This window comes from Deinococcus aquiradiocola (assembly GCF_014646915.1).
Lineage (GTDB): Bacteria > Deinococcota > Deinococci > Deinococcales > Deinococcaceae > Deinococcus > Deinococcus aquiradiocola.
On record NZ_BMOE01000001.1, the window covers coordinates 819,439 to 840,078 of the forward strand.

25 protein-coding genes are annotated in these 20,640 nt (G+C 69.3%); 11 read left to right on the forward strand and 14 right to left on the reverse strand.

The features are described from left to right. Positions 1-84: 84 nt before the first annotated feature. The gene (locus tag IEY33_RS03850; RefSeq protein ID WP_188960861.1) at positions 85-417 is read left to right on the forward strand and encodes an Asp23/Gls24 family envelope stress response protein; all 333 of its coding nucleotides are present in this window, start codon (positions 85-87) and stop codon (positions 415-417) included. Beyond that, positions 410-2,008 carry a DAK2 domain-containing protein gene (gene fakA / locus IEY33_RS03855; RefSeq protein ID WP_188960862.1) on the forward strand — a complete coding sequence of 533 codons (1,599 nt, stop codon included), beginning with the start codon at positions 410-412 and terminating at the stop codon, positions 2,006-2,008. Before IEY33_RS03850 ends, fakA begins: the two co-directional genes overlap by 8 nt. A gap of 81 nt (positions 2,009-2,089) precedes the next feature. On the opposite strand, the gene IEY33_RS03860 is transcribed toward fakA, so the two are convergent. The 8 genes from IEY33_RS03860 to IEY33_RS03895 form a co-directional block, all read right to left on the reverse strand. Next, positions 2,090-3,181, reverse strand: coding sequence for a bifunctional 3-deoxy-7-phosphoheptulonate synthase/chorismate mutase (locus IEY33_RS03860; protein WP_188960863.1), 1,092 nt, complete (start codon positions 3,179-3,181; stop codon positions 2,090-2,092). A gap of 265 nt (positions 3,182-3,446) precedes the next feature. After that, entirely contained in the window at positions 3,447-4,241 is a 795-nt protein-coding gene (tatC, locus tag IEY33_RS03865) for a twin-arginine translocase subunit TatC (RefSeq protein WP_188960864.1), read from the reverse strand. 15 nt (positions 4,242-4,256) lie between these two features. Then, positions 4,257-4,424: a twin-arginine translocase TatA/TatE family subunit gene (tatA, locus tag IEY33_RS03870; protein ID WP_188960865.1), complete on the reverse strand. Its 168-nt coding sequence runs from the start codon at positions 4,422-4,424 to the stop codon at positions 4,257-4,259. 400 nt (positions 4,425-4,824) lie between these two features. Further along, positions 4,825-6,330, reverse strand: coding sequence for a bifunctional UDP-N-acetylglucosamine diphosphorylase/glucosamine-1-phosphate N-acetyltransferase GlmU (gene glmU / locus IEY33_RS03875; protein WP_268238802.1), 1,506 nt, complete (start codon positions 6,328-6,330; stop codon positions 4,825-4,827). Beyond that, positions 6,327-7,253, reverse strand: coding sequence for a prolipoprotein diacylglyceryl transferase (locus tag IEY33_RS03880; RefSeq protein ID WP_188960866.1), 927 nt, complete (start codon positions 7,251-7,253; stop codon positions 6,327-6,329). Before IEY33_RS03880 ends, glmU begins: the two co-directional genes overlap by 4 nt. Positions 7,254-7,335: 82 nt before the next feature. Next, positions 7,336-7,563 (reverse strand): glutaredoxin family protein, encoded by a 228-nt coding sequence (locus tag IEY33_RS03885; RefSeq protein WP_188960867.1) that lies wholly within the window; start codon positions 7,561-7,563, stop codon positions 7,336-7,338. Continuing rightward, positions 7,556-8,059 carry a DUF456 domain-containing protein gene (locus IEY33_RS03890; RefSeq protein ID WP_188960868.1) on the reverse strand — a complete coding sequence of 168 codons (504 nt, stop codon included), beginning with the start codon at positions 8,057-8,059 and terminating at the stop codon, positions 7,556-7,558. Before IEY33_RS03890 ends, IEY33_RS03885 begins: the two co-directional genes overlap by 8 nt. Positions 8,060-8,123: 64 nt before the next feature. Next, the gene (locus IEY33_RS03895) at positions 8,124-8,645 is read right to left on the reverse strand and encodes a GNAT family N-acetyltransferase (protein WP_188960869.1); all 522 of its coding nucleotides are present in this window, start codon (positions 8,643-8,645) and stop codon (positions 8,124-8,126) included. 164 nt (positions 8,646-8,809) lie between these two features. Between IEY33_RS03895 and IEY33_RS03900 the strand changes: the two genes are divergently transcribed. The 5 genes from IEY33_RS03900 to IEY33_RS03920 all read left to right on the forward strand — a co-directional run bounded on the left by IEY33_RS03900 (position 8,810) and on the right by IEY33_RS03920 (position 12,189). Beyond that, the gene (locus IEY33_RS03900) at positions 8,810-9,988 is read left to right on the forward strand and encodes an acetyl-CoA C-acetyltransferase (RefSeq protein ID WP_188960870.1); all 1,179 of its coding nucleotides are present in this window, start codon (positions 8,810-8,812) and stop codon (positions 9,986-9,988) included. 61 nt (positions 9,989-10,049) lie between these two features. Next, a complete protein-coding gene (locus IEY33_RS03905; protein WP_188960871.1) occupies positions 10,050-10,364 on the forward strand; it encodes a YciI family protein in 315 nt (104 codons plus the stop codon). 105 nt (positions 10,365-10,469) lie between these two features. Then, on the forward strand, positions 10,470-10,706 hold the full coding sequence (locus tag IEY33_RS03910) for a hypothetical protein (protein WP_188960872.1): 237 nt from the start codon (positions 10,470-10,472) through the stop codon (positions 10,704-10,706). Beyond that, a complete protein-coding gene (locus tag IEY33_RS03915) occupies positions 10,691-11,530 on the forward strand; it encodes a 3-hydroxyacyl-CoA dehydrogenase family protein (RefSeq protein ID WP_188960873.1) in 840 nt (279 codons plus the stop codon). The genes IEY33_RS03910 and IEY33_RS03915 overlap by 16 nt, the downstream gene beginning before the upstream one ends. A gap of 122 nt (positions 11,531-11,652) precedes the next feature. Next, positions 11,653-12,189: a DinB family protein gene (locus tag IEY33_RS03920; RefSeq protein WP_188960874.1), complete on the forward strand. Its 537-nt coding sequence runs from the start codon at positions 11,653-11,655 to the stop codon at positions 12,187-12,189. 27 nt (positions 12,190-12,216) lie between these two features. Here IEY33_RS03920 and IEY33_RS03925 read toward each other — a convergent pair whose 3' ends face one another. The 5 genes from IEY33_RS03925 to IEY33_RS03945 form a co-directional block, all read right to left on the reverse strand. Then, positions 12,217-12,774 (reverse strand): GNAT family N-acetyltransferase, encoded by a 558-nt coding sequence (locus tag IEY33_RS03925; RefSeq protein ID WP_188960875.1) that lies wholly within the window; start codon positions 12,772-12,774, stop codon positions 12,217-12,219. 37 nt (positions 12,775-12,811) lie between these two features. Further along, positions 12,812-13,429, reverse strand: coding sequence for a peroxidase-related enzyme (locus IEY33_RS03930; RefSeq protein WP_188960876.1), 618 nt, complete (start codon positions 13,427-13,429; stop codon positions 12,812-12,814). Continuing rightward, on the reverse strand, positions 13,426-13,905 hold the full coding sequence (locus IEY33_RS03935) for a P-loop nucleotide/nucleoside kinase family protein (RefSeq protein WP_188960877.1): 480 nt from the start codon (positions 13,903-13,905) through the stop codon (positions 13,426-13,428). The genes IEY33_RS03930 and IEY33_RS03935 overlap by 4 nt, the downstream gene beginning before the upstream one ends. Positions 13,906-14,036: 131 nt before the next feature. Further along, positions 14,037-14,450, reverse strand: coding sequence for a hypothetical protein (locus IEY33_RS03940; RefSeq protein ID WP_188960878.1), 414 nt, complete (start codon positions 14,448-14,450; stop codon positions 14,037-14,039). Next, on the reverse strand, positions 14,450-15,127 hold the full coding sequence (locus tag IEY33_RS03945; RefSeq protein WP_188960879.1) for a phage holin family protein: 678 nt from the start codon (positions 15,125-15,127) through the stop codon (positions 14,450-14,452). Before IEY33_RS03945 ends, IEY33_RS03940 begins: the two co-directional genes overlap by 1 nt. A gap of 127 nt (positions 15,128-15,254) precedes the next feature. Between IEY33_RS03945 and IEY33_RS03950 the strand changes: the two genes are divergently transcribed. The 4 genes from IEY33_RS03950 to IEY33_RS03965 all read left to right on the forward strand — a co-directional run bounded on the left by IEY33_RS03950 (position 15,255) and on the right by IEY33_RS03965 (position 19,497). Then, the gene (locus IEY33_RS03950; protein WP_229670721.1) at positions 15,255-15,917 is read left to right on the forward strand and encodes a class I SAM-dependent methyltransferase; all 663 of its coding nucleotides are present in this window, start codon (positions 15,255-15,257) and stop codon (positions 15,915-15,917) included. Positions 15,918-16,050: 133 nt separating this feature from the next. Beyond that, on the forward strand, positions 16,051-16,995 hold the full coding sequence (locus tag IEY33_RS03955) for a phytoene/squalene synthase family protein (protein WP_188960881.1): 945 nt from the start codon (positions 16,051-16,053) through the stop codon (positions 16,993-16,995). 70 nt (positions 16,996-17,065) lie between these two features. Then, positions 17,066-18,805 carry a phytoene desaturase family protein gene (gene crtI, locus IEY33_RS03960; RefSeq protein WP_188960882.1) on the forward strand — a complete coding sequence of 580 codons (1,740 nt, stop codon included), beginning with the start codon at positions 17,066-17,068 and terminating at the stop codon, positions 18,803-18,805. Between the two features lie 188 nt (positions 18,806-18,993). Then, entirely contained in the window at positions 18,994-19,497 is a 504-nt protein-coding gene (locus IEY33_RS03965; protein ID WP_188960883.1) for a transcriptional regulator, read from the forward strand. A 61-nt stretch (positions 19,498-19,558) separates the two neighbouring features. Here the strand turns inward: IEY33_RS03965 and IEY33_RS03970 are convergent, their stop codons facing one another. Beyond that, entirely contained in the window at positions 19,559-20,446 is an 888-nt protein-coding gene (locus IEY33_RS03970; protein WP_188960884.1) for a complex I NDUFA9 subunit family protein, read from the reverse strand. Positions 20,447-20,640 lie beyond the last annotated feature (194 nt).

A 20,640-nucleotide genomic window follows, 5' to 3' on the forward strand; every position in this document is an offset into this window, starting at 1 on the left:
GCCCGACCTTCCCGCTCCGCTATACTGCCCGCATTTGAACATTCAGCTGGGACGCATGTTGACGGCTCGAATTGCGGGAGCACTATGAACGGAAGTATTCACATCACCGAGGGGGCCCTGGCCTCACTGATCGGCCTGACGGCCCACGAGATTCCCGGCGTGGTGGGCATGGCGCCCGCCAACCTGCGCGAAGGCATCCAGCGCGTGCTGGGCCGCGCCCAGGTCCGCGACGGGGTCGTGATCGGCCGCGACGGGGACCGGTACACGGCCGACCTGTACGTGGTGGTCGCGTACGGCGTCAGCATTCCGACCGTCGCGCAGAACATCGTGGAGCGCGTGGAGCACATCGTCAAGACGCAGGCCGGGACCGAACTGGCCGCCACGCGCGTGCACGCCGTGGGGGTCGCCCATGCCTGAGCAGACCCTCTCCCCCGCCCAGATCGCGGCCGCGTTCCGGTACGCCACCGAGTGGCTCGGCGTGTTCCGCGAGCAGGTCAACGCCCTGAACGTGTACCCCGTCCCGGACGGCGACACCGGCACCAACATGCACCTCACCATGCAGAGCGTGCGCCGCGAACTGGACACCGCGCCGGAATCCAGCATGGCGGCCGTCGCCAAGGCCGTCAGTTACGGCGCGCTGCTCGGCGCGCGCGGCAACAGCGGCGTGATCCTCAGCCAGCTCCTCAAGGGCTTCGCGGACAGCATCCGTGACCTGCCGTCCGTGAACGCCGCGCAGCTCGTGACGGCGCTGCAGGCCGCACAGAAGGCCGGGTACGGGGCCGTCATGAAACCCGTCGAGGGCACCATCCTGAGCGTCGCGCGCGGCCTCGCGGACGGCGCGAAGGGCGACACGCCCGACATGGTCCTCGAGAACGCCCTGATCGCCGGTCAGGCCGCCCTGGACCACACGCCCGAACAGCTGCCCGTGCTGAAGCAGGCGGGCGTGGTGGACTCCGGCGGTCAGGGGTACCTGTACGTCGTGCAGGGCCTGCTCGCCAGCCTGCGCGGCGACGCGCTGCCCGCCGCGCCGGACGTCACGAGCTACGCGCAGGAACACTTCGAGCACGAGGAGTTCGGGTACTGCACCGAGTTCCTGATGGAGAAGGCCACGCTGCCCATCGAGCAGATCCGTGAACTCGTCGCGCCGTTCGGGGACAGCCTGCTCGTGGTGGGCGCCGAAGGGTACGTGAAGGGCCACATTCACACCAACGAGCCCGACGACCTGCTCGCCACGGTCGCACGGCACGGCCGGATGCTCAAGACGAAGGTCGAGGACATGGGCGAGCAGCACACCGAGATTCTCGCGCAGGCAGGCAGTGCCGCCCGCGCCGAGGAGGAACTCCCTCAGAGCGGCATGGTCGCCGTCGCGAGCGGGTACGGCCTCGTGAAACTGTTCCGCAGCCTCGGCGCGCGCATCGTGTCGGGCGGGCAGACCGCGAACCCCAGCGTGCAGGACATCGTGGACGCCGCCCGCAGCGTGAGCGCCGAGACGGTCGTGATCCTCCCCAACAACAAGAACGTCCTGATGGCCGCCCAGAAGGCTGCCGAACTGCTCGAAGGGCGCGCGGTCGTCGTGCCGACCCGCACGCTCGGGCAGGGCATCGGCGCGGCCCTCGCCTTCAGTCAGGACACCCGCGCGCAGGACCTCGCGCCCACCATGGACGAGGCCGCGAAGGCCGTCACGACCTTCGAGGTGACGCGCGCGAGCCGCACCACCACCCTCACCACCAAGGACGGCCGCGACCTGCACATCACGGACGGCGACGTGATCGGCCTGATGGACGACGACCTCACGCACGCGGGCGGCACGCCCGAGGACGCCGTGCTCGCCATGCTCACCCGCAACTACGCCGGGCAGGAGATCATCACGGTCTTCACTGGCGCGGGCGTCACGCCCGAACAGCAGGAAAGCCTGCAGGAGCGCCTCGCGCAGGAATTCCCGATGGCCGAGACCGAGGTGCACGCGGGCGGCCCGGACCTGTACGACTACCTCGTCACGATGGAGTAAAGCAGGAACAGCAGGTTCCGCACCGGGATAGGGGAAGGGCGGCCAGTTCGAACTGGCCGCCCTTCCCTTATCCTGCTCTGCTTACAGCTTGACGGGGGCGTTCATCAGGGGCGCGAGGGCCGCCTGGAAGGCCTCGAAGCCCGCGAAGTCCAGCTGCTGCTCGTTGTCGCTCAGGGCCGTGGCGGGGTTGGGGTGCACCTCGACGTGGATGCCGTCCGCGCCGACCGCGAGGGCCGCGCGGGCCAGCGGGATGAGCAGGTCGCGGCGACCGGCGGCGTGCGTGACGTCCACGATGACCGGCAGGTGCGTCTCCTGCTTGGCGAGCGCCACGGCGGACAGGTCGAGGGTGTTGCGGGTCCATTTCTCGAAGGTGCGGATGCCGCGCTCGCACAGGATGACTTCGCGGTTCCCTTCGGCCAGGATGTACTCGGCGGCGTACAGCCACTCCTCGATGGTGGCGGACAGGCCGCGCTTGAGCAGCACGGGCTTGCGGGCGCGGCCCACCTCGCGCAGCAGCGCGAAGTTGTGCATGTTGCGCGCGCCGACCTGCAGCACGTCGGCGTACTCGGCGACGACTTCCACGTCGCGGGTGTCCATGACTTCCGTGACGAAGATCTGGCCGTTCTCGCGCGCGGCGCCCGCCCCGATGATCAGGCCGTCGATGCCCATGCCCTGGAAGCCGTAGGGGCTGGTGCGGGGCTTGTACGCGCCGCCGCGCAGCATGCGGACGCCCTTCCCGGCGAGGAAGCGGGCGGTTTCGTCCATCTGTTCTTCGCTCTCGATGCTGCACGGTCCGGCGAGGATGATGGGGGCGCTGTCGCCGCCGATGGTGACGGGGCCGATGTGCAGGACGGTGTCCTGCTTCTGGACCTTGCGGGACACGAGGAGCTGTTTCTTGTCGTTGGCTTCTTCGAGGTCGAGGCTGGCCTTGAAGATCTCCTTGAAGACGGCCTTGACGGCGGCGTTCGTGAACGGGCCGGGGTTCAGGGCCTCCAGTTCACGGAACTGCTTCTCCTCGCGCTGCGGGTCGTAGTGGTGCGGGCGGCCTTCGAGGGTCTTGGCGTGCCCGATCTGCGCGACGACCTCGCCGCGCCGACTGAGGAGCTTGAGCAGTTCCCGGTTGATTTCGTCGACCTGACTGCGCAGGTCTTCGATGGAGGGGTTGGGATTCATGCACCCAGTGTAGTGACCCCCAACCCACGCCGGAGGGGGTAAACATAGTCAATTGAAAGGTCCGGGCGGGAACGAAAAACACCCAGGGTGAGCCTGGGTGTCTGGAGTGGTTCTGCGGCGCTGACGGGCCGGGCGTGTCCTACGGTTTCGATCCGATTCCAGGGATGCCGGAAACAGCACCGACATCCCTTCCACCTCCTCAAAACCGTATCTATTTGCACTCGCTTCGCTCGGCTGAACTCTACAAGTTCAGCTCAAAACCGTATCAGATGCCCGCGAAGGGGTCACCGCTCTGCACTTCGGCCTCCTCGCGCTTGCGGAAGACGCGGGAGAGGAGGACGCCCACTTCGTACAGCAGGTAGAGGGGTCCGGCGAAGAGGGCCATGTTGACGGGGTCGGTGGTGGGCGTGATGATGGCCGCCGCGACGAGGCAGGCGATGAACGCGAACTTGCGGACGCTGCCGAGCATGACGTGGTTGACCACGCCGATCTTCGTGAGGACGACCGCCAGGATCGGCATCTCGAAGAACAGCCCGAAGGCGACCATCACGGTCACGACCTGACCGATGTACGTGCCGACGCTCAGGAACGCGGACACGGTGCCGCCCAGGAAGTCCGCCAGGAACTTCACCATGGGCGGCAGGATCAGGTAGTACGCGGTGACCACGCCGAGCATGAAGCTGACGCCCGCCCCGACGATGAAGGGGGCCGCCCAGCGTTTCTCCTCCTGGTACAGGCCCGGCGCGATGAACAGCCAGATCTGATGCAGGATGAACGGCAGGGCGATGGCGAGGCCCGCCCAGAGGGCGATGTTGAAGCTCATGAGGAGCTGTTCGGGAAGCTGCGTGGCGACCAGCTGGAGTTTACCGGCCTTGTAGAGGGCGGTGTGCTCGAGGGGTTCCTGCAGCAGCTTGATGATGCGCGGCACGAAGTTCCACGCGGCGCCGAGCCCGATCACGAGGTAGATCAGGGAGTAGATCAGCCGGGTCCGGAGTTCCTCGAGGTGGTCCAGCAGTGGCGCGCTCTTTTCGAGCATGGTGGGGACGTCGTTCTGGGTCATGCCGCGCCTCCGTGCTCAGTGCCGGTCTTCGGGCTTGACGACCGTGACGGTCGTGTCGTCCTTGGCGGTGGAACGGAATTCCTTGATGCCCTGGCCGAGGCCCTTCCCGATTTCCGGGATTTTCTTGGCGCCGAACAGCAGCACGATGACCACCACGATGAGCAGAATTTCCACGATACCCATAATCTGTTCTCCTTGACTCCGGCCCGGTCGGGCGGAGTGATGTGATTCTGAGGATACGCCCTGAGTCCCCGGAGGGGGAGCGGCGCGGCGGGGGTGTCCTTTACGCTTCCTGAACGCTGGCCGCCTGCCTGCCGGGGCGGGGACCGCCGGGCGGGGCAGCGTGCGGCGGGGAGGGCGAGGGGAGGTGTGCCGCCCGGTGTGGTGCTGCCCTGAACTGGTATACGCGGCCGGTCCGCGTCTGGATGTTCAGGAACGGTGAAGGTGCCGTGCAGGGCACGCGGTGGCTGCCACGTGGCGCGGCGTGCCCGCCCGGTTCACCGCCGCGCGGGGCGGAGGACGGGCAGGCACGCTCGGCGCACCTTCCGGGCAGTCCGTGCAGCACGGACGCACCGGGAGCGGGTCAGGGTTTGCGGGCGATCCAGGCGGCCAGGAACGGCAGCTTGGCGTTCAGGCGCTCCCCGAAGGCGCCCCAGTACCGGCGGGACCAGCCCTCGACGACGCGCTGCTGGCCGCGCGCGACGGCCATGGCGCCCTCGGGCACGTCGGCGGTGACGGTGCTGCCTGCCGCGACGAAGGCCGCGTCGCCCAGCGTGCGCGGCGCGACGAGGGTGCTGTTGCTGCCCACGAACACGCCCGCACCGATCTCGGTGCGGTGCTTGTTCAGGCCGTCGTAGTTCGCGACGATGGTGCCCGCCCCGATGTTCGTTTCCGCGCCGATCTCCACGTCACCCAGGTACGCGAGGTGTCCGGCCTTCACGCCCGAGTGCAGGTGCGCGTTCTTGGTCTCCACGAAATTCCCGATGTGGACGCCCTCTTCGAGGACCGTACCGGGACGCAGGCGCGCGAAGGGGCCGACGTCGCTGCCGCCCGCCACGCGCGCTTCCTGCAGGACGCTGTGCGCGTGCACGACGCTGCCGCCCGCCAGGGCGCTGCCCGTCACGACCGCGAATGGGCCCAGCTGCGCGCCGTCCCCGAGGGTGCTGTCCTGCACGACGCTGTACGGGCCGACCTGCACGCCCTCGCCGAGGGTGGTATGGCCGAGCAGGTGCGCGCCCGCCGCGATCACGCTGTCGCGCCCGATGGTGACGGTGTCGTGAATGACGGTGTTGGCGGGATCCTGCAGGGTGACGCCGGCGCGCATGTGCGCCTCGTTCACGCGGCGGCGCATGATGGCTTCCAGTTCCGCGAGCTGCACGCGGTCGTTGGCGCCCATCACCTCGCCGGGGTCGGCGATGCGGAACGCGGCGACGCGCGAGCCGCCCTCGCGGTACAGGGCGAGCAGGTCCGTGATGTAGTACTCGCCCGCGACGTTGTCGTTCCCGATGCGGGCCGCGAGTTCCGGCGCCTGCGGGTCCATGACGTACACGCCGCTGTTGAATTCCCGCACGCGGCGCTCCTCGGGAGTGGCGGCCTTTTCTTCCACGATGCGCTGCACGTCACCGTTGTCGGCGCGGATGATGCGGCCGTACCCGGTCGCGTCCGGCAGTTCGCTCGTCAGGACGGTCAGGGCGTTGCCCTGGGAGCGGTGCGCGTCCAGGAAGGCCTGCAGGGTGGCGTGCGGCAGCATGGGGCTGTCGCCGTACAGCAGCAGCACGTCCGCGCCGCCCTGGAGCCGCTGTGAGGCGGTCAGGAAGGCGTGCCCGGTCCCGAGCTGCTGTTCCTGTCGCGCGAACTGCACGCCGAGCGGCCGGAGGGTCTCCTCGACCTGTTCGGCGCCGTGCCCGGTGACGACCACGATGTCGCGCGCGCCGAGGCCCTGCGCGAGCTTCACGCTCCACGCGACCATCGGGCGGCCCAGCACCGGGTGCAGCATCTTGGGCAGCGAGGACTTCATGCGGGTGCCCTGTCCCGCCGCGAGGATCACCACGTCCAGCGGACGTGCGGCGGGCGCGTGCGGGGCGCTCACGCCTTCACCGGATCGGTGACTGGGGCCGGTTCCGTCCACGGCTGTTCCGGCTGCCTGCGGATCCGCACGAGCAGCAGGATGGCCACGATCACGAGCGGGATGCTGACGAGCTGCGTCTCGGTGAACAGGCCGATGCCGGACTTGTCGAGGCCCTCCGAGAGGTACACCTTCCAGGGGAGCGGGTTGAGGCGGAAGGTCTCCTCCCACCCGGCGCGCAGCAGGCTGTACCACAGCCAGAACTGCCAGAAGGTCCAGCCGGGGCGGCGGGAACGCAGCCAGGAGAACACCGCGACGCTCAGGATGATGCCGATGATCACGCCGTACAGCTGCGTGAAGTGCACGGGCGCCGTCATGACCTGCTGACCGGCGATGTTCTGGCAGTACTGCACGAGGTTCAGGGGCGTGGCGGCGCTGCACATGCTGTCGTGGAAGCCGCGCGCCCAGGCGGGCCAGTGGTACCCGACGGCCCAGCCGGTGACGCGGCCCACGGTGTCCGAGCCGTTCATGATGTTGCCGATGCGTCCGCCGATGATGCCGAAGCACACGCCCGGCACGAACAGGTCCGCGTACTTGTAGAAGTTGATGCGGTGCCTGCGTGCCGCCCACACGAGGTACGCCACGCCGAAGATCAGGCCGCCGTGGATGCTGATGCCGCCCTGCCGGATGTTCACGATGTCGTACAGCAGCGGCAGGCCCGACTTGCCTGCGAAGAGGTTCCATGACGTCGCCACGAAGAACAGGCGCGCGCCGATCAGGCCCCACAGCACGGCCCACAGGATCATGTCTGAGAAGAGCTGCTCGTTGAGGCCCCGCTGCCGGGCCATGCGGGTGCCGAGGACCGCGCCGATCACGATGCCGAGGGTGATCAGGACGCCGTACCACGCGATGGTGAAGCTGCCGATTTGAAGGAAGACTGGATGCATAGGTATCGGCGTCAGTGTACCCCGTCACGCGTGCCTGCCCGGCCGCGTGCGGCGTGCAGTCCGCACGTGGCCGCGGGGCGGGTCAGGGGGTGGGCGGGGTGAGGCGGCGCAGGCGGGACGCGCCGATCACGCCCTTGAGCAGCACGTGGCCGTCCCGCACGAGGACCGGCACGTCCCAGCCGTACCGGCGTTCGAGGTCCGCGTCGCCCGTGATCTCCACGCGGGTGTACGGCCACCCGGCGGCGTCCAGGGCGGCCTGCGCGTCCTCGCACAGGTGGCAGCCGTTCCGGGAGTACAGGGTGTCAGGCACGCAGGATGCTCCCGGCCGGGTCCCACAGGCGCCACAGTTCGAAGAGGCCGATCAGGAGGTGCAGCACGAATTTCGCGGCGATGCCGGTCAGCAGGCCGATCAATGTGCCCCACGCGGCCCGCAGCGCCTCCATGAACGGTTTGCGGACCCACACGAGTTCCGCGAGGAGCGCGCCCGCCAGCGGCCCGAGGATCAGGCCGAAGGGAATGAAGATGCCGACCAGCCCGCCGATCAGGGCGCCCCAGCCCGCCTGGCGGCTCCCGCCGTAGCGGCGCGCGCCCCACGCGGACGCGAAGTTGTCAATGAGCGAGATGGCGACCGTCAGGGCCGCGAAGCTCAGCAGGAACGGCAGGTCCGGCCACGGCTGGAAGCCGTCCATCAGGGTGGCGACCACCGATCCCGCGAAGATGATGAGGGTGGCGGGCAGCACCGGCACGAAGGTGCCGACCATGCCCACCAGCCAGCAGACCAGGAAGACGAGGAAGGGCCAGGACATGAGGTCAGCGTAAGGCATGCGGGCCGGGACGCGTGCACCCTCCGGGCTGGTCATGCGGTGCGGGTCAGGGGCGGTCGTCCAGCAGGAGCTGCATGAATGCGAGGTCCAGCCAGCGGCCGAACTTGCGGCCCACCTGCCGGAAATGCGCGACCTGCTCGAAGCCGAGCGAGACGTGCAGCGCGATGCTGGCGGCGTTGCTGGCGTCCACGCCGCCCACCAGCACGTGCAGGCCCGCGTCCCGCGCGTGCGTGATCACGGGCTGCATCAGGGCGCGCCCGAGGCCCTGGCGGTGCGCGGTGGCGCTCACGTACACGCTGTGCTCGGCGGTGTGCGCGTACCCGGGTTTCGTGCGGAACGCGCCGTACGTGGACCAGCCGAGGACCGTGCCGCCGCGCTCCGCGACGAAGACGGGGTGTCCGTGCGCGGCCTTGTCGTCCCACCACGCGAGGCGCGACGCGAGCGTGACGGGTTCGAGGTCGTAGCTCGCGGTGGTGTGCAGGACCGCCTCGTTGTAGATGTCGAGGATGGCGGGCACGTCGCCTCGCGTGGCGGGGCGCACGGCGGTCAGGGGGCCTGGCAGCGTCATGCTTCCGGTATATCCGGCCGGGCGTGGGCTGGCAAGGGCCGCCGCGCCCTGCGGCACACGCGCAGGACCGCCTGCCGGGGCGTGCGCGGGCGACCGAGGTGGTCCGGCCCGACCGGGGGCCCCGCACCTAACGCCCGTTCGGTTCGGGGCGCTAGACTGCCCGCATGTCCAACGCAGTGATCGTGGCGGCGTCCCGCACGCCCGTCGGCCGGTTCCTCGGCGCCCTGGAGTCCGTGAGTGCCGTGCAGCTCGGCACCGTCACCCTCCACGAAACCCTCTCCCGCAGCGGCCTCTCCCCCGACCTCGTCGAGGAAGTCATCATGGGGCAGGTCGTGCAGGCCGGCAGCGGCCAGAACCCCGCTCGGCAGGCCGCCATCCACGCGGGCGTCCCCAGCGCCGCCGGGGCGCTCACCATCAACAAGGTGTGCGGCAGCGGCCTGAAAGCCGTCATCCTCGCCGCGCAGAGCATCCGCGCGGGCGACCAGAGCGCCGTCCTCGCGGGCGGCATGGAAAGCATGAGCGGCAGCCCCTACCTGCTGCCCGGCGCGCGCCAGGGGTACCGCATGGGGCACCAGACGGCCCTCGACGCGAACACCCAGGACGGCCTGTGGTGCAGCATCGGGCAGGAAGGCATGGGCATGACCGGCGAACGCGTCGCGGACCACTACGGCATCAGCCGCGCCGAACAGGACGCCTACGCCCTCGCCAGCCAGCAGAAGGCCGTCGCCGCCATGCAGGCGGGCCGCTTCACGGACGAGATCGTGCCCGTCACCGTCCACGGCCGCAAGGGCGACACCGTCGTCAGCACCGACGAAGGCCCCCGCCCCGAAACGACCGCCGAAAGCCTCGCACGGCTCCGGCCCGCCTTCAGGGCGGACGGCACCGTCACCGCCGGGAACGCGCCCGGCCTGAACGACGGCGCGGCCAGCCTGATGGTCACGTCCCGCGAACTCGCGCAGGCGCACGGCCTGCCCGTCCTCGCCGAGATCCTCGGATACGCCACCGGCGGCCTCGACCCCGAGTGGGTCATGATGACGCCCGTCCCCGCCACCCGCACCCTCCTGCAGAAGCTCGGCTGGCAGGCGAGCGACGTGGACCTCTGGGAACTCAACGAGGCGTTCAGCGTCCAGAGCCTCGCCGTGACCCGCGAACTGAACCTCGACCCGGACCGCGTCAACGTCCACGGCGGCGCCGTCGCCCTCGGTCACCCCATCGGCGCCTCGGGCGCACGCATCCTCGTGACGCTCCTCCATGCCCTGCGCCAGCACGACCGCGAAACCGGCGTCGCCACCCTCTGCATGGGTGGCGGCAACGGTCTCGCCCTCGCCGTCAGACGCGTATGAGCACACGCGCACCCGGTCAGGCAGGCGCAATCCGGCACGCGGAAGCGGGTAAGCTGAACGCATGACCGCCCCCACCCTGTTCATCGTGACCAGCAGCTACCTGAAACCCAAGACCGAGATCGCCGAAGTCACCCCGCAGCACCGCGAGTGGCTCGACCAGCACTACCGCTCCGGGCTGTTCATCGTGTCGGGCCGCATGGTCAGCGGGCAGGGCGGCGTGATCCTGGCCCGCGCCGAAACGCAGGCGGAACTCGAAGCGGTGTTCGCCGAGGACCCCTTCGTGCAGCAGGGCTGCTCCGAGTACAGCTACGTCGCCTTCACGCCCGTCAAACGCGGCGCGGCCCTCCACATCGAAGGCATCCCGCTGGTGGAGTGAACGGCAGACAGGGCCACCGACTTCACGCCCGGACCGCTCCGTCTGACGGTGAAGAGGGGTCCATTTCCGTCCGCTGAAGAGGACCGGGATGCCAGTTGACTCAACGTGGTCGCCAGGATCGACCTGCCCGGGCAGGCATGGGTGCAGGCCGCCGGGCTGTTCGTCATGACGTCCGAACTGGCGCACTTCCGTGACGAACTGCTGTACATCGGGACCAGTCAGTCGTCTCTTCCTCAGGCGATTCAGGACATCAACCTCATCCTCCATCGTGTCCCGGTGAAGGGTGATCCAGGCCAGGAGATCAAGGCCAGTAAAGGAGCGTTCATATGCTGTTCGGTGTGATCGGTGCGGGGCAGATGGGGGGCGGGATCGCGCAGGTGGCCGCCCAGTCGGGGTTCGACGTGGTGGTGCAGGACGTGCGGCAGGAGTTCCTGGACCGGGGCCGGGCCAACATCGGGAAGTCGCTGGCGAAGCTGCACGAGAAGGGTCGGCTGGCGGAAACTCCGGAGGTCGTGCTGGGCCGCATGCGGTTCACGACGGCGCTGGAGGACTTCGCGGGGTGCGATCTGGTGGTGGAGGCCATCGTGGAGCAGGAGGCCGTGAAAACGGAACTGTTCCGGTCGCTGGGCTGCATCGTGAAGCCGGAGGGGGTGCTGGCGAGCAACACGAGCAGCATTCCGATCACGGCGCTCGCCACGTCGTCGGGGCGGCCGGAGCGGTTCATCGGGATGCATTTCATGAATCCGGTGCCGCTGATGGGTCTGGTGGAGGTCATCCGGGGGTACCGGACGAGCGACGAGACGGCACGCTTCGTGATGGACACGGCAGAACAGATGGGCAAGACGCCGCTCACCTGCAACGATTTCCCGGGGTTCGTGAGCAACCGCATCCTGATGCCGATGCTGAACGAGGCGATTCAGTGCGTGATGGAGGGCGTGGCGGACAAGGAGGCGATCGACGGGATCATGCGGCTCGGCATGAATCACCCGATGGGGCCGCTGACGCTGGCGGACTTCATCGGGCTGGACACGTGCCTGAGCATCATGGAGGTGCTGCACCAGGGCCTGGGTGACGACAAGTACCGGCCGTCTCCCCTGCTGCGCAAGATGGTGCAGGCGGGCCTGCTGGGCCGCAAGAGCGGCGAGGGCTTCTACCGCTACGACTGACGGAGCGCGGGGGCCGTTCCGGGCGCGCTCACGTCCCCCCGGTCACACACAGGGCAGTGATGCGCGGACGACCGGCAGATTCCATGTGGATGGCCGGTCGTTCCCCGTATGCTGGGGGCATCGTGAGTGACCCGGATCGCCTGTACCGCATCCTGCCGCAGCCGCCGTTCACGCCTCAGATCGGGGCGCTGGTCGAGATGATGAACTACGCGCGCAGCACGACGCTGCAGGCGGTGCACGACCTGAGCGTGAACGAGCTGGACGCGGTGCCGCCCGGATTCTCGAACAGCATCGGGATGCTGCTGGCGCACGTGGCGGCGACGGACCGCCTGTACCAGACGGCGAGTTTTGAGGGCGTGGACCCGTACGAGACGGAAGCGTACGCGCCGTTCGTGGGCGCCATGTCGTTCGGGAAGGACGGGGAGCGCGTGCAGGGCCGGACGCTGGAGGAGCTGCTGGCGCAGCTGGCCGAGGTGCGGGAGGAGACGTTACGGCAGTTCGCGGCGCGGGACGACGCGTGGCTGCAGGAGGTCATGACGGCGTGGGACGATTTCCGGCCGAACCAGCACTGGGCGTGGTTTCACGTGATGGAGGACGAGGTCAGTCACCGCGGGCAGATCCGCGTGATCCGCAACGCCCTGCGGGCCGCGCGCGGCTGACGCACCGGCCTGCTGACCCGGCGGGGGTCAGCGGAGGGCGCGCGTGAAGCGCCGGTGGTGGCCGTCCGCTTCCAGGCCCGCGTCCGTCCATCCGGCGCGGGCCGTGACGTTCAGGGAGCGGGCGTTACCGGGACGCACGCGGGCGTACAGGGCGCGGTAACCGGCCTGGCGGGCCACGTCTTCCAGGGCCTGCACGGCGAGCGTCATGAGGCCCGAGTGGCGGGCGCTGAGCCAGTACCCGATCTCGGCGGCGTCCGTGTCGGCGCTCTTGATGTCGAGCGCGCCGACGGTCCGTCCACACGGGGACTGCAGGGCGAACACGAAGTGCGTGCCGTCCCGCCATCCGGCCCGCAGCCACGCGAGGAACGCTGCGGCGTCCGCGTCGCTGTACGGCTGGCCGCCGCAGCGTTCGCGGAACAGCCAGTCGTAGATGAGCGGCTCGTTGCACGCGGCGGTCAGGTCGGCGCGCAATTCCGGGGTGTCCTGCAGGGCGTCGGCGCGCGTGAGGGTGTACACCTTGCCGGAGCGCGGGTGCGTGAGGGGCAGCGCGAGCGTGCCGGGGAAGGCGGGCGGGACGGCGGTCACCCCCCGAGCATAGCGGCCGCCCGCGCCGGATGTCCGGTCAGGTGCGGGCAGCGGCGTGGTACTCGTCGTTCGGCACGAAGCCGAGCGCCGAGGAGATACGGTTCGTCATGTTGAACATGCCGATGACCTGCGTGAGTTCCAGGATCTGCGGGTCGGTGAGGCCGTGACCTCGCAGCGGGCCGAGGTCCTGCTCGCGCATCGCTTCGGGCGTGCGCGTGAGCTTCTCGGCGAAGTCCAGCATGGCGTGCAGGCGGGCCGTGAGTGGCGCGTGGCGGTGGTTGACGGCCAGCACGCCTTCCAGGTCCGGGGATTGCCCGTCGGCGCTCAGCAGGCCGCGCAGGGCCGCGCCGTGCGACACGGCGCAGTACACGCAGCGGTTGACGTTGCTGACGACCACGGCGATCATCTCGCGCTCCACGGGCGGCAGGAAGCCTTCCTTGTTGAGCAGCAGGTTGAAGTACGCCCACCACGCGCTGAACTGCGCGGGGTTGAGGGCCTGCGCGCGGAAGACGTTCGGGGTGAAGCCGAGGTTCGCGTGGGCTTTGCCCCACAGCTTCACGATGTCGGGCGTGACGGCGTCCTCGCCCGGCACGGCGAGGTACGAGATGCGGCGCGGCGTTCCATCGGGGGTGGTCAGACCGTCTGGGGTGCTCATGCCGCAGGATACCCGTCCGGGAGGGCGGTGAGCTGCTCGTCCGGGCCGGGCCGCTCCAGCTGCGTGCGGAACAGCCGGAAGGTTTCCGGTGTGACGGTCAGGCCGCTCCCGGCGTTGCGGAGCTGCAGTCGCCGCAGGGCCTCGTCGTCCGGGACGTTCAGGGCGTACAGGGACAGCGGCACGCCGAGGCGTGCGGCCCAGGCGCGCAGCTCGTCGCGGCTGGCCCGCGTCCAGTATCCGTCGTCCAGCACGACGCTCGTGCCGGTCTGCAGGCAGCGCTGCGCGATGTCGCGCACGACGACCCGCACGCGCGGCAGGGCGGGGCGGTACACGTGTTCCGGCGGGTCCTGGCCGTGCAGGGTGACCATGATGTCGTCGCTGTTCAGGTGCAGGGCGGGGACGGTGAGGGCGAGGTGGCGGGCGAGGGTGGTCTTGCCGGACGCGATGAAGCCGTGAACGGCGTGGATGGCCGTCATGACGCCTCCCTGAAACGAAGTCGGGCGGGAGAGCGGAAGTGTACCTTCCGCCCTCCCGCCGCGCGTGTGGGGCTCGTCTGCGTTCCGTCCGGATCGAACCCGCACACTGCGGGGTCCGACCGGCATCCGGGTCAGTGCTTCTTGAGGTCGACGTGCTGGCCTTTGCTGCCGCTGGCCTTGCTCTGGTCGAGGAGGCGGTCGGCGATCTCGCCGAGGCGCGGCGCGATGACGCGTTCCTGCAGCACCTTGAAGCCGAGCGTGGCGACGGTCGCGAGGATCGCGCCGCCGACGCTGCCGCCGCCGTTCTTGCTCTGGGCTTTCATGAGGGCCTTCTGGTCCTTCTTGGTGCTGGCGGCGTCCACGTACACGCGGCGCGTGCGGCGGAAGTTGCGGCCCACCAGCACGCCGAGGGCGAGGCCGACGCCGGTCGCGCCGCCAAGCATCTTGAGGGGTTCCTTCTGCATCTTGAGCTGCATGTTCGCCTGCTCGGAGAGGGCGTCGATGCTGCTCTTGAGGCGGGCGCGGGCTTCATCGCGGTCGGTCATCAGTAGCCTTCCTTCTTCATGTCTTCGGCGTAGGTGGGCCGGGTGCTGACCGGGATGCCTTCGCGTTCCGGCTCGTCGCTGGGTTTGCCGTGCGTCGAGGTGGACTGGGGCGCGCCGTGCCCGTGCGTGCCGCCGGTGCTGCTGGTGGCGGGGCGCGCGGCGGGCGTGACGGGGTGGCCGCCGGTGGTGTGGCCGGCGCTGTCGTGGCCGCTGCCGGTCCGGCTGGTGCTGGCGTACCCGGTGCTCGTATGGCCGGCGTCCGTGTGGCTGCCGGTCGCGGCCTTGGCGTTGCCGGTGTAGCCGTACTTCAGGTCGTCCTTCTCGATGTCGCTCATGGGGCGGTTGGGGCCGCTGCTGTCGGGCACGTCACCGCCGAGCTTCTTGAGCGCCATGAAGATCAGGGCGCCCGTCACGATCAGGCTGAAGAGGCCCAGCAGCAGCGACGCGGACCACGGCGCGAGCCCCAGCCGGATCAGGCCGAAGTACACGAACAGGATCAGGAAGATGAGGGCGAGCGTGAGCGGCACGAGCGAGCCGAGCAGCAGCACCACCCCGAGTCCCTTGGCCTTGGCGATGTCGCCGACCCGCCGCGTGACGGCGTTGATCTCACTTTTGACGAGCGTGACGCCCGCGTCGAAGACGTCTACCAGAGCGCCACCAATACTTTTGTGTTCCATCCAGTCCTCCAGTGCGCCCCAGCGTCATGCGCCTGCATTCACAGTTCACTCTGTCCGGCGCGGTTCGTGCGGCCGGGCAGGGAGTGCCGATCGCGACTTCACAATCGACTCCAGCATAATGGACGGCATGACGCCCTTCAGGCAACTTGAAGAAAGCTTAAATTCGGCGTCGGCGGCCCGGACGGCGGCGCAGCGCAGCAATCTCCTCCCGGTCACGGCGGCCGGGTACATGTCTTGGCGCGAGCGGAGCCTGACGCTCCTCACGGGTTCGGCGTTCCCGCTGTCGCGTGAGACGCAGCTGTTCCTGCGCCTGTGCCGTCCGGCGGCGGGGCAGGCGTGGCTGGACGTGGGCACGAGCGGCGGGTACTACGCGGGGCTGCTGGCGGGCGCGGGCGCGCACGTGATCGCCTGCGATCTCAGTCCGGCGATGCTGCGGGTCGCGCAGCGGCGCGAGTCCAGTCCGCTGATCGAGTGGGCGCTCCTGAACGGCGAGGCGACGGGCCTGCCGGACGCGTCGCTGGACGGCGTGACGGTGGGCGCGACCCTGAACGAGACGCACGACCCGCGCGCCCTGCTGCGTGAGGCGGCGCGACTGCTGCGTCCGGGCGGGCAGCTGTGGGTGATGTACCTGGCGCGCAACGGCGGGCCGTGGCAGGAGCTGCTGTCGCGGCTGGGCGGCCTGACGTTCCTCGATCCGGCGCAGGTGCGGGAGGTGCTGCCGGGCCTGGAGCGCACGGACCTGCTGCGGATGCGGGACGTGGTGTTCGAGCGGCACGTGCAGTCCCGCTGACCGCGCGGTGCGGGGACGGCGGCCGGAACGGGCGGGCAGAACGTAAGAAATCAGAAATTGTGATTCCTGGGTTCCCGCCTACACTCTGAAGCACTGAGGGACGTTTGGCCTGCACGTCCGCCCCGGAGGCACCATGACGCAGAAACTCGAACCGCTCCTTTCCCGGAACCGTTCCGCCCGGCCGCCCGTTCCGGCCCCGGCGGTCCACGCGGGTTCGTCGTTGCGGGCGGCGGTGGAGCACTGCCGGGACGTGACGCGCGATCACTCCAAGACCTTCTTCTTCGGGTCGCGGTTCTTTCCGCTGGCGCAGCGGCAGGCGGTGTGGGCGGTGTACGCCGCGTGCCGTGACGGGGACGACATCGTGGACGAGCCGGGCGGCGGTCCACTGCAGCTGACGGACTGGTGGGCGCGCGTGCAGTGCGCGCTGGAGGGCCGCGTGGCGTTCACGCAGCGCGGGCCGCAGCCGGTGGACGTGGCGCTCGGGTGGGCGGCCACGCAGTTCCCGATTCCGGTGTCGGCCTTCGAGGAGCTGTACCTGGGCTTGCGCATGGACCTGGAGGGACAGGTGTACCGCGACATGGCGGACCTGGAGCTGTACTGCAGGCGCGTGGCGGGCGTGGTGGGCTTCATGATCGCGCCCATCTGCGGGTACGAGGGCGGCGAGCGGACCCTGCAGTACGCGCTGAAGCTGGGTCAGGCGATGCAGCTCACGAACATTCTGCGGGACGTGGGCGAGGACCTCGACCGGGGTCGCCTGTACCTGCCGCGCACGCTGCTCGACGAGTACGGCGTGACGCTGGCGTCGCTGCAGGCGCGTCAGGTGACGCCGGAGTACTGCGAGCTGATGCGTCACCTGACGCGCCTCGCCCGGCAGTGGTACGCGGAGGGCCGCGAGGGCATCCCGCAGCTGCACGGGACGGGCCGACTGGCCGTCACGGCGGCCGCGCGGGCGTATGAGGGCATTCTGGACGCGCTGGAACGCAACGGGCACGACAACTTCCGGCACCGGGCGAGCGTGAGCGGCCCGCGCAAACTGATGATGCTGCCGCAGGCGTGGTGGGAACTGCGTCTCAGCTGACGGGCCTGCGGGCCGACTGGCAGCAAAGCATACGGATGCCCGGCCCGGCAGCGTTCACAATGTCCTTCAGATGACTCCTGCCTCTCCCCTCACCGCTGGCCCTCGACCCAAGACCGCGCTCATCATCGGTTCCGGCTTCGGCGGGCTGAGTCTCGGCATCCGCCTGCAGAGCCTGGGGTTCCAGACGACGATCCTGGAGCGTCTGGATGCGCCGGGCGGCCGCGCGTACCAGAAGCGCGTCCCGGTAGGGGGCGGCGAGTACGTGTTCGACATGGGGCCGACCGTGATCACGGTCCCGCACTTCATCGAGGAGCTGTTCCGGCTGCAGGTGGGCCGCGCGGAGCTCGGGCCGGTGGATTTCCCGCCGGAGGTGCTGCACGCCGAGCGCGTGCGGGACGGCGTGAGCGGCGGTCCGGCCACGAGCCGGTACGTGCAGCTGCGGCCCATCCTGCCGTTCTACCGCATCTATTTCGATGACGGGACGTACTTCGACTATGACGGTGATCCGGAGTCCACGGTGCGGCAGATCACGGCGCTCGCGCCGGAGGACCTCGCGGGGTACGAGCGGTTCCACCGGGACGCGCAGGCGATCTTCGAGCGCGGCTTCCTGGAGCTGGGGTACACGCATTTCGGGGACGTGCCGAGCATGCTGCGGGTCGTGCCGGAACTCATGCGGCTGGACGCGGTCCGGACGCTGTTCAGCTTCACCTCGAAGTACTTCACGAACCCGAAGATGCAGCAGGTGTTCAGCTTCGAGACGCTGCTGGTGGGCGGGAACCCGCTGAGCGTGCCGTCCATCTACGCCATGATTCACTTCGTCGAGAAGACGTGGGGCATTCATTACGCGATGGGCGGCACGGGCGCGCTCGTGCGGGCCTTCGTGCAGAAGTACGAGGAGTTGGGGGGCCGCATCCGCTACGGGGCGGGCGTGGATCAGATCCTGACGTCGCCGGGCCTGCCGGGGCGCAGGCGCGCGACGGGTGTGCGTCTGGAGAGCGGCGAGGAGCTGCGGGCGGACGTGGTGGTCAGCAACGGCGACTGGGCGAACACGAACCTGAAGCTGCTGCCGCGCGCGGCGCGTCTCGTGAACAGCGACGTGCGCGTGAAGCTGGCGCGGCAGTCCATGAGTCTGCTCGTGATCTATTTCGGGTTCCGGGCGGACGGGCCGCAGGACCCGCCGATGGACCTGCGTCATCACAACATCATCCTGGGGCCGCGGTACGAGGAGCTGCTGCGCGAGATTTTCGGCAAGAAGGTGCTGGGCGCGGACTTCAGTCAGTACCTGCACGTGCCGACCCTCACCGATCCGAGTCTCGCTCCGGCGGGGCATCACGCGGCGTACACGCTGGTTCCGGTGCCGCACAACGGGTCGGGGCTGGACTGGGCGGTGGAGGGGCCGCGGCTGGTGGCGCGCGTGCTGGAGTTCCTGGAGGAGCGGGGCTTCATCCCGAACCTGCGGGCGCGGCTCACGCATCAGGAGTTCATCACGCCGGACTACTTCGAGGGGACGCTCGAAGCGTACTTGGGCAACGCGTTCGGGCCGGAGCCGGTGCTGGTGCAGACGGCGTTCTTCCGGCCGCACAACCGGCACGAGGACGTGGCGGGCCTGTACATGGTGGGGGCGGGGGCGCAGCCGGGCGGCGGCACGCCGAGCGTCATGATGTCCGCCAAGATGACGGCGCGGCTGATCGCGGAGGATTTCGGGATTCACCCGAGCATCGTGGAGGGCGTCGCCGATCTGAACGCGGGCGCACCGACGGGTGTCAGTGCCGTGCAGGCGGAGCAGGAACTGGCAGGCACGCGCGGCTGAGCGCAGGGAGCTTCGGGGAGCATGTGCCGGACTTGGCCGGATTCTGTGCTCCCCCTCATGCACTCGGTCAAAAAATATGTAAAAATAGGAAAGTTGCGCTCAGCGTGAGCGCGAAACCATGACCTACCTGGGCAGGAGTGTTCCGAGCTTGTTGCCCCACCTGTCCAGTGCTGTGCGGAGGCTACCACATGTTCAATCCCCCCACCGTCGAAGACCTGCAAGAAACTCGCCGCGCCAACGAAAAGCTGGTGCTGGCTGCCCTGGACAGCAAACCAGAGTGGGTCGAGACGGAACTGGCCAAAACCACTGGCCTTGCACTTTCCCACCTGCGGGCGGCCCTGGCCAGCCTGCTTGATCAGGGCCGGGTGCGTCGTCTGCCCGGCACCGGCACCCGCGCCGTGTACGGCCTCGCCGACCCAGGCCTCGCCGACGTTCCCGCCTCTCCCCTCACTCCCCTCGCCAAGAAGGTCCGCGTGTACCTCGAAGGTCGCGCCGACAGTGCCCTGCACATGGCCGAGGAACTCCGCAGCACCCGCGAGGAGATCATGGCGGCCCTCAGCCTGCTGAACGCCCACAACATGATCACCTGCACCTTCGTGGGCAGCCTCGTGATCTTCCGCCTCAAGGAAGCGCAGGCGCTGCTGGACCAGAAGGACAGCAAGACCGAGGCCAAGAAGAAACAGGTCGCCTGACCTTCACTCCTGCCTCCTGAAGGACCGCCGGACGCCCCCAGGGTGCCCGGCGGTTCTTTTTTCAGGCGCGGGCGGCGTTCACGATGCCCGGCAGGTCGTCCTCCAGGCGCCGCATCGGCATTGAGAACACCGTGCGGGCCGGTTCCGGATCGGCGGTGTTCCCGGCCTTCAGCATCAGGTACTGGTCGCGCGTGATGGGCGGCTTCGGCAGGATTCCCATCAGCGGCACGGCGAGGTCCATCAGGAAGAGCGGCACCGGCACGACCGGCTTGTGTTTGCCCATCGCGCGCTGCTGCAGGTTCAGCAGGCCCCGGAAGGTGTACTCGGTGGGTCCGGTCAGGGCATACGTCTGCCCGGCCGTCTGCGGCAGCTCCAGCGCCCCCGCGAAGGCCGCCGCCACGTCCGCGATGCTGACGGGCCGGAACGGGAAGTGCCCGTCCCCGATCTGCGGCACGACCGGCGGCAGGCGCACGAGGTCCCGCAGGGTATGGCCGAAGAAGTCGTCGCCCAGCCCGAAAATCAGGGAAGGCTGGAAGATCGTCCAGTTCAGGCCACTCTGACGCACGAGCTCCTCCGCCTCCCCTTTCGTGCGGCTGTACCCGCTGGGACTCGCGGGGTCGGCCCCCAGGGCGCTCATGTGCACGTAGCGCGCCTCCCTGGGCGTGCTGGCGAGCACGTTGCGCGTGGCTTCCACGTGCACCTTGCGGAAGGTCTGCGCGCCCTGCTCCACGATGATCCCTACCAGATGCACCACGGCGTCCACGGTGCCCGCCTGCCCGAAGGCGCGCTGTACGCTCCCCAGGTCCGTCACGTCGGCCGCCACGCCCCGCGCGCCCCCGACGCCCTTGCCCTGGCGGGACAAGGCCGTCACTGCGTGCCCACGCGAGAGCAGTTCGGCCACCACGGCCCGGCCCACGAATCCGGACGCTCCGGTCACGAGAATGTTCATGCCTGCATTCTCTCATCCCCCCGCGTGGTTCCCGCAGCATTTCACTCAATTGCAGGTAGATGCACCGTCAACGACCGCGCGCCTGCACAGCCCCAATCAAGGGTCGTGCGGGCGCGCGGTACGGTCTGGGCGGCGTGGTCTGGGCATGAAAAACCCCCCACCGGTGAGGGTGGGGGGTGGAGTGGAGCGGGAGA

What these genes read in the sequence shown, in the direction of transcription:
- IEY33_RS03955 (WP_188960881.1), top strand. Translation starts at nt 16,051, where the DNA reads ATGACGCAGAAACTCGAACCGCTCCTTTCCCGGAACCGTTCCGCCCGG.
- IEY33_RS03930 (WP_188960876.1), bottom strand. Translation starts at nt 13,429, where the DNA reads ATGAGCACCCCAGACGGTCTGACCACCCCCGATGGAACGCCGCGCCGC.
- IEY33_RS03890 (WP_188960868.1), bottom strand. Translation starts at nt 8,059, where the DNA reads ATGTCCTGGCCCTTCCTCGTCTTCCTGGTCTGCTGGCTGGTGGGCATG.
- IEY33_RS03860 (WP_188960863.1), bottom strand. Translation starts at nt 3,181, where the DNA reads ATGAATCCCAACCCCTCCATCGAAGACCTGCGCAGTCAGGTCGACGAA.
- fakA (WP_188960862.1), top strand. Translation starts at nt 410, where the DNA reads ATGCCTGAGCAGACCCTCTCCCCCGCCCAGATCGCGGCCGCGTTCCGG.
- IEY33_RS03905 (WP_188960871.1), top strand. Translation starts at nt 10,050, where the DNA reads ATGACCGCCCCCACCCTGTTCATCGTGACCAGCAGCTACCTGAAACCC.
- IEY33_RS03900 (WP_188960870.1), top strand. Translation starts at nt 8,810, where the DNA reads ATGTCCAACGCAGTGATCGTGGCGGCGTCCCGCACGCCCGTCGGCCGG.
- IEY33_RS03915 (WP_188960873.1), top strand. Translation starts at nt 10,691, where the DNA reads ATGCTGTTCGGTGTGATCGGTGCGGGGCAGATGGGGGGCGGGATCGCG.
- IEY33_RS03970 (WP_188960884.1), bottom strand. Translation starts at nt 20,446, where the DNA reads ATGAACATTCTCGTGACCGGAGCGTCCGGATTCGTGGGCCGGGCCGTG.
- IEY33_RS03850 (WP_188960861.1), top strand. Translation starts at nt 85, where the DNA reads ATGAACGGAAGTATTCACATCACCGAGGGGGCCCTGGCCTCACTGATC.
- IEY33_RS03880 (WP_188960866.1), bottom strand. Translation starts at nt 7,253, where the DNA reads ATGCATCCAGTCTTCCTTCAAATCGGCAGCTTCACCATCGCGTGGTAC.
- tatC (WP_188960864.1), bottom strand. Translation starts at nt 4,241, where the DNA reads ATGACCCAGAACGACGTCCCCACCATGCTCGAAAAGAGCGCGCCACTG.
- IEY33_RS03945 (WP_188960879.1), bottom strand. Translation starts at nt 15,127, where the DNA reads ATGGAACACAAAAGTATTGGTGGCGCTCTGGTAGACGTCTTCGACGCG.
- crtI (WP_188960882.1), top strand. Translation starts at nt 17,066, where the DNA reads ATGACTCCTGCCTCTCCCCTCACCGCTGGCCCTCGACCCAAGACCGCG.
- IEY33_RS03965 (WP_188960883.1), top strand. Translation starts at nt 18,994, where the DNA reads ATGTTCAATCCCCCCACCGTCGAAGACCTGCAAGAAACTCGCCGCGCC.
- IEY33_RS03940 (WP_188960878.1), bottom strand. Translation starts at nt 14,450, where the DNA reads ATGACCGACCGCGATGAAGCCCGCGCCCGCCTCAAGAGCAGCATCGAC.
- tatA (WP_188960865.1), bottom strand. Translation starts at nt 4,424, where the DNA reads ATGGGTATCGTGGAAATTCTGCTCATCGTGGTGGTCATCGTGCTGCTG.
- IEY33_RS03935 (WP_188960877.1), bottom strand. Translation starts at nt 13,905, where the DNA reads ATGACGGCCATCCACGCCGTTCACGGCTTCATCGCGTCCGGCAAGACC.
- IEY33_RS03895 (WP_188960869.1), bottom strand. Translation starts at nt 8,645, where the DNA reads ATGACGCTGCCAGGCCCCCTGACCGCCGTGCGCCCCGCCACGCGAGGC.
- IEY33_RS03950 (WP_229670721.1), top strand. Translation starts at nt 15,255, where the DNA reads ATGACGCCCTTCAGGCAACTTGAAGAAAGCTTAAATTCGGCGTCGGCG.